This window comes from Cupriavidus sp. 05N40 (assembly GCF_056397305.1).
Window position 1 is genome coordinate 67531 of record NZ_JBFTND010000006.1, and the last position, 10512, is coordinate 78042.

General features: G+C 66.4%; 11 protein-coding genes and 1 pseudogene. 3 read left to right on the forward strand and 9 right to left on the reverse strand.

The features are described from left to right. Positions 1-7: 7 nt before the first annotated feature. A complete protein-coding gene (locus tag AC1DO7_RS02900) occupies positions 8-802 on the forward strand; it encodes an alpha/beta fold hydrolase (protein WP_441623603.1) in 795 nt (264 codons plus the stop codon). 76 nt (positions 803-878) lie between these two features. On the opposite strand, the gene AC1DO7_RS02905 is transcribed toward AC1DO7_RS02900, so the two are convergent. The 6 genes and pseudogenes from AC1DO7_RS02905 to AC1DO7_RS02930 all read right to left on the reverse strand — a co-directional run bounded on the left by AC1DO7_RS02905 (position 879) and on the right by AC1DO7_RS02930 (position 6310). After that, the gene (locus AC1DO7_RS02905) at positions 879-1586 is read right to left on the reverse strand and encodes a pirin family protein (protein ID WP_441623602.1); all 708 of its coding nucleotides are present in this window, start codon (positions 1584-1586) and stop codon (positions 879-881) included. A gap of 68 nt (positions 1587-1654) precedes the next feature. Beyond that, positions 1655-2035: pseudogene (locus tag AC1DO7_RS02910) on the reverse strand (SphA family protein); the annotation flags it as partial. Positions 2036-2519: 484 nt separating this feature from the next. After that, a complete protein-coding gene (locus tag AC1DO7_RS02915; protein WP_441623601.1) occupies positions 2520-3356 on the reverse strand; it encodes an intradiol ring-cleavage dioxygenase in 837 nt (278 codons plus the stop codon). A gap of 56 nt (positions 3357-3412) precedes the next feature. Next, entirely contained in the window at positions 3413-4003 is a 591-nt protein-coding gene (locus tag AC1DO7_RS02920; protein WP_441623599.1) for a malonic semialdehyde reductase, read from the reverse strand. 98 nt (positions 4004-4101) lie between these two features. After that, entirely contained in the window at positions 4102-5655 is a 1554-nt protein-coding gene (locus AC1DO7_RS02925) for a 4-hydroxyphenylacetate 3-hydroxylase family protein (RefSeq protein ID WP_441623597.1), read from the reverse strand. A gap of 97 nt (positions 5656-5752) precedes the next feature. Further along, positions 5753-6310 (reverse strand): flavin reductase, encoded by a 558-nt coding sequence (locus AC1DO7_RS02930; protein ID WP_441623595.1) that lies wholly within the window; start codon positions 6308-6310, stop codon positions 5753-5755. 196 nt (positions 6311-6506) lie between these two features. Here AC1DO7_RS02930 and AC1DO7_RS02935 point away from each other — a divergent pair, with 196 nt between their 5' ends. Together AC1DO7_RS02935 and AC1DO7_RS02940 are read left to right on the forward strand one after the other, a co-directional pair. After that, the gene (locus AC1DO7_RS02935; RefSeq protein ID WP_441643257.1) at positions 6507-7454 is read left to right on the forward strand and encodes a LysR family transcriptional regulator; all 948 of its coding nucleotides are present in this window, start codon (positions 6507-6509) and stop codon (positions 7452-7454) included. Positions 7455-7619: 165 nt separating this feature from the next. Then, a complete protein-coding gene (locus tag AC1DO7_RS02940) occupies positions 7620-8489 on the forward strand; it encodes an FAD synthetase family protein (protein WP_441623591.1) in 870 nt (289 codons plus the stop codon). A gap of 48 nt (positions 8490-8537) precedes the next feature. Here AC1DO7_RS02940 and AC1DO7_RS02945 read toward each other — a convergent pair whose 3' ends face one another. From AC1DO7_RS02945 to AC1DO7_RS02955, 3 genes are all read right to left on the reverse strand, one after another. Next, positions 8538-8783 (reverse strand): hypothetical protein, encoded by a 246-nt coding sequence (locus AC1DO7_RS02945; protein WP_441623589.1) that lies wholly within the window; start codon positions 8781-8783, stop codon positions 8538-8540. A 45-nt stretch (positions 8784-8828) separates the two neighbouring features. Then, positions 8829-9269: a MarR family winged helix-turn-helix transcriptional regulator gene (locus AC1DO7_RS02950; RefSeq protein ID WP_441623587.1), complete on the reverse strand. Its 441-nt coding sequence runs from the start codon at positions 9267-9269 to the stop codon at positions 8829-8831. Positions 9270-9779: 510 nt separating this feature from the next. Beyond that, positions 9780-10103, reverse strand: coding sequence for a hypothetical protein (locus AC1DO7_RS02955; RefSeq protein ID WP_441623585.1), 324 nt, complete (start codon positions 10101-10103; stop codon positions 9780-9782). Between the last annotated feature and the right edge of the window lie 409 nt (positions 10104-10512).

Here is a 10512-nt window from a genome sequence, read left to right on the forward strand (position 1 = left end):
TGCAAGCATGGCTGCCGCGCGCGGCCTCGGAGGTGACGCCATGATGTCGTTCAAGCTGACCGGCACCGGCGCGCGCAAGGTGATGTTGTTTCCCGGCCTGCTCGGCACGCGCGACGCCTTCGATGACATGCTGCGCTGGGCCGACCTCGACGCCTTCCAGTATGTCGCGGTGGAGTATCGCGGCTACGGGCAGGCACGCAAGGAACGCGGGCTGATGACCCTGCGCGAGGCCGTGATCGATGCCACGCGGCTGGCCGATTTCCTGGGCTGGCGGCAGTTCGCCGTGGCGGGGCACTCGCTGGGCGCGCTGACCGCGCAGATGCTTGCGGTGGCGCTGCCGCAGCGCGTGGATGCGATCGTGTCGATCGCCGGGCTCAACGCGCGCGGCGGCAGCAACGATCCGCAGCGCCTGCAGACGCTGCAGGCGGCGGCCGAGTCGGCGCAGCGGCGCGCGGAACTGGTGGCGGCTGGCACCGCGAATCGCTATGCCGCGGCTTTTGCGCGGGCCGTGGTCCAGGCCAGCTGGGACAGCATCGATGCCGCCGCCTTCGCCAGCTATGCGCGCGATGCCAGCCGTACCGACATCAGCCAGCAGGTCGAAGGCAGCGAGCGCCCGATCCTGGTGCTGGTGGGCGAGCATGACGCCGTCAACACCGAGGCGGCCGCGCGCGCCACTACACTCCAGTGGTACCGCGACGCGACCGTGCAGGTGCTGGCCGGAGCGGGCCACTACCCATTGCTGGAAACGCCGGCCGCCACCAGCGCGGCGCTGGAATCCTTCCTGCTGGGCCAGCCCGCCTAGCCGGGCACGCGGCCGCGCTTGCCGCCTGCGTTGCAGCCGCGACGGCGGCGGGAGGCGGCGGTCGCGGCCCATTTTCCTAGACGCGCGCCACGTCGAACAGCAGCACTTCCGCATCCCGGCCCTCGTCCAGCGTCAGCGCACACGGGCCGGCGATCTTCAGCGCGTCCCCCTGGTCAAGCTGGTGCCCGTTGGCGCGCAGGTGTCCGCGCGCCACCTGCAGGTAGGCCTGGCGCTCCGCGACGCACTGGTACTCCACCCTGTCGGCGCCGTCGAGGATGGCCGCGCGCAGCCAGGCGTCCTGATGGATCAGCACGGAGCCGTCGCGGCCATCGGGCGAGGCGATGAGGCGCAGCGCGCCGCGCTTGGACGCCGCATCGAAGTGCTGCTCCTGGTAGCTTGCGGGCAGGCTTTTTTCGCGCGGCTCCATCCAGATCTGCAGGAAATGCACCTCCTCGCTGGCCGAGGCATTGAATTCGCTGTGCGCGATCCCGCGGCCGGCGCTCATACGCTGCACGTCGCCATAGCGCAGCACCGAGCCGTTGCCCATGCTGTCGCGATGCGCAAGGGCGCCGCTGATGACATAGGAGATGATCTCCATGTCCCGGTGGGCGTGTTCGCCAAAGCCCATGCCGGGGCTGATGCGGTCTTCGTTGAGGACCACGATGGGGCCGAAGCGCAGATGGCGGGGATCGTGGTACGAACCGAAGGAGAAAGAATGACGGGCGCGCAGCCAGCCGTGGTCGGCGTGCCCGCGTGGCTGGGCGTGGCGGAATTCGATGCTCATGGCAGTGTGGTTCGAGTTGCTTCGGGTGAGAAGGAGAGGGCGGCGATCCTGGTGGTGTTCGCGGCCGCTTACAGGGGAATCTTCAGTTGCAGCCACAGCCGCGTGCCCTTGGGCCGGTCGTGGGCATCGAACTCGAACTGCAGCTTTAGGATCAGCGGCATGGCCGGCGTGATGTTGTAGCTCAGGTAAGGGCCCAGTGCGTTGACGCGGCCGCGGTTGCCGTTGCCGTTGACGACCTGGCCGTTCTGGCGGTCATCGGTGGTCTGGCGGTAGACGTAGCCGTTGATGCCGAACTGCAGTGGCGCGACGGGCCGGTAGCCGGCACTGAATTCGATCGTGGCTTCGTCGCCGGACTGGTAGTTGGTGGCGTTGTTGCGGGTGTTGAAGCCGTAGCGGAACTTGGCGTTCACATCGACCTTGGGCAGCGGGAACCAGGTCACGGCGAAGAAGGGGGCGAACTGGTAGTAGTTGCGCCCGGTGTTGACGCGCGCGCTGGCATCGTAGGTGCCATACGTAGCTCACCCGCGCGGCGACTGAATTGACCTCCAGGCTGAAGTCTGCGAGTTGCCTGTTGTCGCGGCCGTTGTCGTCCTTGGAGCGGGCGGCCTTGTAGTACGAGTAGTAGAAGAAGGCGTGCAAGCCCTCGGGCAGCATCATGCCGTTGTAGTTGGTCTCCACGCCGACGGGGTATGAGCTGCCGCCGCCCTCGGTGGCCAGCGCGGCTGCGCTGCCGAGCGCGAGCGTGGCGGCCAGCGCGATGTCCACCCCGCGGCGGGGCAGCGCCGGGGAGCGGTGCACGCGCGCGCAGGCTGGCGCCGTACCGGCGCCGGCAAGTCGTTTTTCCATGAAGATTTCCTGGTTGTCTGCAAGAGGGGAACAACAACTTGAACCGGCCGGTGCGGCGCGCCGCGGGCGGGCGGCCTGCGGCCGCGGCTATGCCGCGGCGGCGCGGTGCAGCACGAAGTCGAAGTCGAGCCGGTGACGGCCGTCGGGCTGCGGCACCCATTCGCCCACGAGCGATTCGCGCACGCCGAACACCGCGTCGGAGTCCAGGTAGCGGTCGCCCTTGCGGAACACATGCGTGACCAGGGTTTCGTAGCCGGGTGCCTTGATCATGAAATGCAGGTGGGCGGGACGCCACGGATGGCGGCCCGTGGCACGCAGCAGCTCTCCCACCGGGCCGTCGTCCGGAATCGGGTAGGCCTGCGCCACGATGGTGCTGAAGCTGAACCTGCCGTCGTCTCCGCCTTGCAGTACGCCGCGTGCCTGCGCCGCGTCCAGCCCCTCGTACTGGACGTCATAGTTGCCCTGGGCATCGGCTTGCCAGACGTCGATGGTGGCGCCGGCCACCGGCTTGCCATCCAGGTCGCGGATCGTGCAATGCACGTCGCAAGGATCGCCCTTGGCGCCGTTGGCGAGGTCGGCGCCATCCTCGAACTGCGGCGCGCCTTCGACATGGAAAGGGCCGAACACCGTGGCCTCCGTGCAGCCGGGCGGCTTCTGGTTGTTCATGCACACGGTGAGCATCGACAGCCCCAGCACGTCGCTCAGCAGGATGAACTCCTGGCGCTTGTCGTCGCACTTGTGGCCGGTGTCGGTGAGGAAGCGGATGCCCCTGAGCCATTCGGCCTCGGTGAGCCTGACCTCGCGCGCAAAGCTGTGCAGGTGCTGCACCAGGCTGGTCACGATCTCCTTGACGCGCGGATCCGGGGTATCGGTCAGGCGCGCGAGTACCGCCTGCGTGATGGTGTCTTGGTCGAGATTGCGCATGGTTATTTCTCCTGCGTTGGGGGACCGGTAAGGAAGCGATTGGCCGGACTGCGCGCTCATGCAAGCGTGCAGGCCTGCTCGAACGACAGCCGCGGGCTGCGTGCGAAGACCTTGGCGGGATCGCCGTAGCCCAGGCCGCAGATGAAGTTGGACTTGATGGCGGTGCCGGCAAAGAAGGCCGCGTCCACGGCGGCATTGTTGAAGCCCGACATCGGGCCGCAGTCCAGCCCCACCGCGCGCGCGGCCAGGATCAGGTAGGCGCCCTGCAGCGTGCCGTTGCGGAACGCAGTGGTCTCGCGGAAGGCGCTCTTTTCCTCGCCTTCGAACCAGGCCTTGACCGCCGGGTTGTGCGGGAACAGTTCGGGCAGCGCCTGGTGGAAGTTGGTGTCGTAGCCGACGATGGCCACCACCGGTGCGTTCATCACCTTGTCGACGTTGGTGGGGGCGAGCGCGTCCTTCAGCTTGAGCTTGGCGTCCTGCGTGCGCACGAACACGATGCGCGCGGGCGAGCAGTTGACGGAGGTCGGGCCCCATTTCATCTGCTCGTAGATTTCGCGCAGCTGCGCGTCGGAGACGGAGCGGTCGCGCCAGCCGTTCTGGCTGCGGGCGTTGCCGAACAGGGTGTCGAGGATGTCGTTCTTGGGCATGTCGGGGTTCCTTTGTGATACGGACGGAAGCAATGGAAAGCCGGCCGCCCGGCGCGGCAAGGGGCCACGCCGGCGGGCGGGATGCTGGTCGGCCGGGTTCAGATGGACAGTGCGCCGGCCAGTGCCACTTCCTCCTGGTGGCGGGCCGAATCCAGCGCCTTGGCGTAGTCGGCGGTCTTCTTGTATTCGGTCTCGTCGGCCGCGGTGGCGTCGATGCCGCAGACCTGGCGCGCCAGCTTGCCGTAGGGACCCGCGCCGGAGAACTCGGCGCGCTGCATGGTGAGCATGCGGATGCTCTGCAGCGGCGTGCCGTTGAAGTTCTCGAACACGAACAGGCGGTTGCCCCAGTCGCTCAGGAAAAGGTCGCGGATCACGCGGCCGATCTTGACGCGGTCGTGGGGCTTGCCCACCGGGCCACTGTTCATGCGCTCGAACCAGCCGTTGAGCTTTTCGTCGTTCCACTGGTCTTCGCTGGCGAAGATCAGTGCGCTGCGGCCGCACAAATCGACCAGCTCGTAGATCATCTGCGAGAAATTCTCCAGGTAGAGCGCGCGGCCGAAGTCGTAGATCAGGATGTTCGGCTTGTAGTGCCCGCCCGGCGTATGGAAGCCGAGTTCCTCGCTGGAGATCACGTGTGCCAGCATGGCCTGGTGAAAACCGATCAGCTTGGCCAGCCGCGTCTGCACGGCCGGGATCTTGTTGGTGCCGATATGCTCGGTGATCAGCACGGCCAGGCCGGCCACCAGCTCGGCGCGCACCATCTGGCGGATCAGGGCGTGGTAGTGCAGCCAGTCGAACACCCGTTGCGGATAGAGCTTGGCATGCTCGGGGTTGCCGATATGGAATACGTGCGACCACGGGATGAAGACGTTGTCGAACACGGTCATGCCGTCGAGCTCGTCGCCCTGCGAAGCCAGCGGATGTTCGATGGGATCATCCTTGACCAGGCTTTCGCGGCAGACGATGGTGACGCCCTTGGTGTTGACCGGGGTGGCGGCGAAGATGATCTGGTCGCCCGGGATGCCGGGGCGGAAGAACACGCCGATATGGATCCAGTCGGCGAAGGCCACGCCGGTGCCGATGGCCTTGACGCCGGACACCACGATGCCTTCGTCGTTCTTTTCCACCACGCGCAGGCCCGGCGATTTCTGCTGTGCGTCCGGGTTGGAGCGGTCCATCTGCGGGTCGACGAACTGCGGCGCGCAGTTGAAATCACGCTCCTTGGCGAACTGGATGAAGTCGACGATGTTCGCGGCCTTGATGCGGCCTTCGGCGCCGATGGACTGCGTCTCCCACGGCTGCGGGTCGTCGATATAGGTGGTCAGCACGTAGTTGTTGACGTCCGGCGTGCGCGGGAAGGACGCGCCGGCCATCTCGCGCATGACGGTCTCGTGGTACTTGCGCTTGCGGCGCAGCTGTTCCTTGTCGCGGTGGCCGAACCACTGCATGGCGCGCCGCTCGCCGTCGTCGTCAATGAACGTCATGACGTCCTGCAGGTCGGGGCGGTGGTGCAGGTCGTAGAAGTCGGCATGCCGCCGGGCGTAGTCGCGCGTTTTCGGATGGGTGGCAATGTTGTCGATCTTCTCGTTGCCGACCCAGACATCGCGGCCGTCGTTGAGGGATTCCAGGTACTGCTTCCCGGTGCGGATCATGGCTGTCTTCTCCTTGAGTGAATCGACTTCGCGGGGATGCGATGCGATCTGGTGCTGCGGTGATGGTGCGGTGGCTGTGCGCGCCAGACGCCTGCGCTCAGGCAGCGACGGGTTGCGTGGTGGCATAGGCGCGCTGGCAATAGACCAGCGGCGAAACGGCGTCGGCGTGGCTGGCCGCCAGCACATGCGCGATGAATATGCTGTGGCTGCCGACCTCGTAGGACTCCGCCACGCGGCAGTCCAGCGTCACGCTGGCGGCCTGGCTGCATGGCGCGCCGGTCTGCAAGGTGCCCCAGTCCCCGTTGGCGAAGCGCTCCGGCATGGGCAACGCACCGGCCCCGGCGAACACTTGCGACACGGCGGACTGCGCGGACTGCAGCCAGTTCACGCTGAGCACGCCGTTGGTCTTGATGACGGCATTGGCGTAGCTCTTGCGGTTGATGCAGACCAGCACCGTGGGCGGGTTGTCGCAGACCGAGCACACCGCCGAGCAGGTGACACCGGCCACGCCGGCAGCACCGTCGGTGGCGATCACGGTCACCGGCGTGACGGCCTTGGCGAGTGCTTCGCGGAAGGCCTGCGCCGTGATGCCGGGATGCGCGTCGGGCGTCTGGTCATGCGCGGTGTCGTGGGCTGCAAAGGGAAAGCCTGGCATGGTAGATCCTCCTTTCGTGGACATTGCCCGATGCTGGGGAAGTCTTCGCACCATCATCGGGAAGAACACTGCATGTCTGTCTCTGGTGCGCTTTTGTGTGTGCGTCCGGCGCGCATCTCGCGGCTTCCTGTGTTCAAGGCCGTGCGTTGAAAGTAGACTAAATGGAATGCCGGCCTTCTACTATCGAGACGAAGTCATGGACACTATTCCTTCGCGGAATGAAGACGAACTGGGCCTCCATCACCTGCAGGTATTCGAGGTCCTGCTAGCCGAGCGCAGCCTGACCAAGGCCGCGCGCGTGCTCAATCTCACGCAGCCTGCGCTGAGCAAGACGCTGGCGCGGCTGCGGCTGTATTTCGGCGATCCCCTGTTCGTGCGCGTGGCGCTGCGCATGGAGCCCACGCCCAAGGCGCTGGCGCTGGCCGAGCCGGTGCGCGGCATCCTCGAGCGCATGCGCGCGCTGCGCTCGGACCACGTGCCGTTCGATCCCGCCAAGGCGGAGCGCACCTTCAGTTTTTTCATCACCGATGCGGGCGTGGCGCAGATGCTGCCGCCGATCATCAACCACCTCGGCATCGCGGCGCCACGCGTGCGCGTGCAGGCCGTGAACTGCGATGCGCAGCACATCGACCTGTGGCTGGAGTCGGGGCTGGTGGATATCGCGGTCGGCTCGTTTCCCAACCTCACGCAAGGCGTGCGGCGGCAGCCGCTCTGGCGCGAACGCTACGTGGCGGTGACGCGCGCCGGCCATCCGCGCCTGGGCCCGACGACGGACCTGGCGGAATTCGCGGCGGAGAAACACGTGCTGGTCACGGCGGCCGGCACCGGGCACGAGCACCTCTCCATCGAGCGCGCGCTGGAGGCTGTCGTGCCGCGCGAGAACATCGTCTGCCGCGTGCCGATGTTCACCGCGGCGGCGATGATCGTCAGGCATTCCGATGCAGTGGTGATGCTGCCGATGACGCTGGGCACAGTGCTGGCGAGGGACATGGGGCTGCAAATGGTGGAGTCGCCGCTGACGCTGCCCAGCATCGAGATCGCGTTGTACTGGCACGATCGCGTGCACCGCGAGGCGGGCAACCAGTGGATCCGCTCGGTGCTGCGCACGCTGTTCCAGCGGCAGGATGCGGCGCGGCCGGAATAGGGGCGACGCCTTACAGGTAAACCCTTCGGCGAGCGCCGGTTATAGTCTTTATGCTCGGGCCCGCGCTGGAAGCGCAGCGTTTCACGCCATAGCATTCGCTGCATGCGTCCCGGGCGTGTTGCCCCGGTCGTTCACGCGGATGCCTACCGTGCGGGAGACGAATCCATGAGAGTCATCACCGAAGCAAGCGAATTCGCGCCACGCGGCGCGGTTGTGTCCATCGGCATGTTCGACGGCGTGCACCGCGGACACCGGCGCGTGCTGTCGCTGCTGCGCGCGCGCGGCCGGCAGGCCGGGCTGCCCGCCGTGGTGGTGACGTTCGATCCGCACCCGCGCGCCGTGGTCCATCCCGACGGGCCGCCGCCATTGCTGTCGAGCCTGGACGAGCGCCTGGCCCTGCTGGCTGCCACCGGCGACGCCGATGCCTGCCTGGTCCTGCGCTTCGACAGGCAGCGCAGCGCGCAGGCCGTGGAGGACTTCGTGGGCACCACGCTGGCCGGGCAACTGGGCATGCGCGCGCTGGTGGTGGGCGAGAATTTCGCATGCGGACGGGGCCGCAAGGGCAAGGTCGACTACCTGCGCATGCTCGGGGCGCTGTGGGGATTCGCGGTGGAGCCCGTGCCGCTGCGCGGGCCGGCGGAGGCCGTCGCGGGCAATCATTGCTCGTCGAGCGAGACGCGCCGCCTGATCCAGCTTGGCGAAGTCAGGGCAGCCGCGGCACTGCTGGCGCGACCGCACGAGATCAGCGGTGTCGTTGCCGCGGCGCAGGCGCCATCGGCGCTGCAGGTGATGTTGCCGCAAGGCATGTGCATGCCGGCCGCGGACGACTACGCCGGCGCGGTGCGGTGCGCGGGGCGCGCGCTGCCATGGACTCCGGCGATCCTGCGCGTGATCCCGGCATCCGCTGGCGGCATGCGCGCGGTGCACCTGCTCACGCGCGAAAACATCGATGCAGCCTGCGGCGAGCGCATGACGCTGCGTTTCTTTCACCGCGCCAACGAACTGGCGCAGGTGGAGGAGCTGGCCGCGGCGTGAGCGGCCGCGCGGCGCATCGCGATGATTGCCGCCAACCGCGTTGCGCCCTTACAGGGCCGCACCCTGTGCGGGCGCGGGCTTCGCGGCGAGCGTGGCCGACCGGGCTTGCGCTCCGGCGGTGCTGTTCCTGGTGATGAGGCTGGTGATCTCTGCATCGGCCTGCTTGGCGTAGCCGCAATAGACGTCGGTGCTGTATGCGGTCTTCCTGACCGCGCCGGGCTGTGCGCGGTCACGCTTGGTGGTATCCATGTCGGCCTGCATGGACAGGCCGGTCTGCAGCGAGCCGCGCGCCACGTAGTCTTTCTGACCTGTCAGATAATGGCCTGAAAAAACCCGAGCTCAGGCCGCGAACGCGAACTTGTCGAGCAGGCGCAGGAATTCTTCAAACTCGGCCGTGCTGAAATCCTTCAGGCGCGCGTTCAGCACTTCGGGAGCGATCTCGGGAATCCGTGCGGCCACGGCGCGGCCCTTGTCGGTCAGTTCCAGGTTGACCACGCGGCGGTCTTCGATACTGCGCGAGCGGGCCAGCAATCCCTTCTGTTCCAGCTTGTCCAGCATGCGGGTCATGAGGCCGGAGTCGATGACCAGGAGCTTGCTCAGCTCAAACGGCGTGGTCGCCGTCCCGCGCGAGAGCGACAGCACGATGCCCATTTGCTGGGCGGTGATGTCCAGTTCCTTGAGCGCCGCATCCATTTCCATCAGCACGAGGTTACGGGCCTTGTTGAGGAAGAACCCGACACTTTGCGTGAGGTTGAAGCTCTCGTTGGTGTAATGCCTCATCGTCTTTCCCCCTCGTTCGTCGTTGCGCTGTCTGGATAGTATTTGCGCAGTCAGATAATTGCAAGGTCAGAATCTACGTTTCATTCGTTGGCGGGGGGTGTGCCGGAGTATGAGGCCGTCATGGCACCTGGATGCCCGGTGCCGCTGGCTACGGCGCCTGGCCCGGCCGGCGAAGCGGCTGGCGGGAGAATCCCCGAAACATGGCGATGACGGTGCCGGGGGTGGCGCAACCGAGGGCCTGCGCGACCGCTTCGCGGGTTGTCCGAAGACGGCGATCCGGCTAGGGAAGTCGTGCCGGGCACGGCCGGAGACGCGAGCGGCGAGAGCGTATCTTCGCCGGCGAGCGCGAATCCGCCGCTGGCGGTTGGCTGGGGAAGGGGGATTGGACGGAAGAAGGAAGCCTGGCCTCCGGAAGAATACCGGCGGCCAGGCCTGGATCGCCGCGCCGCGCGCGCGGCGATCCAGAATGCAACCTGGAATCGCGGTGTCCGCGAGATCAGCGCGACGCCCTTATTGGGACTTTGCGCCGTCAGTGTACGGGTCGGGCTTGCCGGCCTTGGCGCCGTCGGTGTAGGGGTCGGGCTTGCCAGCCTTGGCGCCGTCGGTGTACGGATCGCGCTTGCCCTGCGTAGCGTTCAGGTCGGACCGCGTGGATTGCTTGGCACCGTCCGTGTAGGTATCGAACTTGCCGGATTTCGCGCCGTCTGTGTAAGTGTCGAATTTGCCGGTTTTGGCGCCGTCGGTGTAGGGATCGGCTTTCTTTTGCTGGCCATAGCTCGCGCCAGAGGCCACAGCGGCGGCGACCAGTAACGTCATTGTGAGTACTTTGCGCATCGTTTGCTCCAGGAGTAATGACAGAATGCATTGGGACCAGCCATCGGCGCCTAGCCGACGGTCGTCCTAGCCTATGCTGTGTGTCGCACAGTTAAATCGTAGGAGCGAAACCGGGGAGGCCGTAGGAAAACGTTGTAAGTGCTTGTTGCTTGATGCGCGAACCGCCATTGGCACCGCTTGATGTGCCTCTTGTGGAATATAAAGGGGTACCAAGGGAGGCTGAAGCGTTTCATGCGGTGCATGGATGGCCGTTGATCCGATTCCGTAAGAGGCTTCCCAAAGATTCTTCTGAAAACTCCTTGACTATCTATCTACCAGTAGGTAATATTCTGCTCATGGAAGCCACTGCTCCGCCCCAGCAAGAAAGCTGAAGCAGGAAAGAGGATCCAGCGCAGTACCGGGGACACCC

Bases quoted from the DNA above. Each gene is read 5' to 3' on its own strand.
- AC1DO7_RS02900 (WP_441623603.1), top strand. From the start codon at position 8: ATGGCTGCCGCGCGCGGCCTCGGAGGTGACGCCATGATGTCGTTCAAG.
- AC1DO7_RS02940 (WP_441623591.1), top strand. From the start codon at position 7,620: ATGAGAGTCATCACCGAAGCAAGCGAATTCGCGCCACGCGGCGCGGTT.
- AC1DO7_RS02935 (WP_441643257.1), top strand. From the start codon at position 6,507: ATGGACACTATTCCTTCGCGGAATGAAGACGAACTGGGCCTCCATCAC.
- AC1DO7_RS02925 (WP_441623597.1), bottom strand. From the start codon at position 5,655: ATGATCCGCACCGGGAAGCAGTACCTGGAATCCCTCAACGACGGCCGC.
- AC1DO7_RS02920 (WP_441623599.1), bottom strand. From the start codon at position 4,003: ATGCCCAAGAACGACATCCTCGACACCCTGTTCGGCAACGCCCGCAGC.
- AC1DO7_RS02955 (WP_441623585.1), bottom strand. From the start codon at position 10,103: ATGCGCAAAGTACTCACAATGACGTTACTGGTCGCCGCCGCTGTGGCC.
- AC1DO7_RS02950 (WP_441623587.1), bottom strand. From the start codon at position 9,269: ATGAGGCATTACACCAACGAGAGCTTCAACCTCACGCAAAGTGTCGGG.
- AC1DO7_RS02915 (WP_441623601.1), bottom strand. From the start codon at position 3,356: ATGCGCAATCTCGACCAAGACACCATCACGCAGGCGGTACTCGCGCGC.
- AC1DO7_RS02930 (WP_441623595.1), bottom strand. From the start codon at position 6,310: ATGCCAGGCTTTCCCTTTGCAGCCCACGACACCGCGCATGACCAGACG.
- AC1DO7_RS02905 (WP_441623602.1), bottom strand. From the start codon at position 1,586: ATGAGCATCGAATTCCGCCACGCCCAGCCACGCGGGCACGCCGACCAC.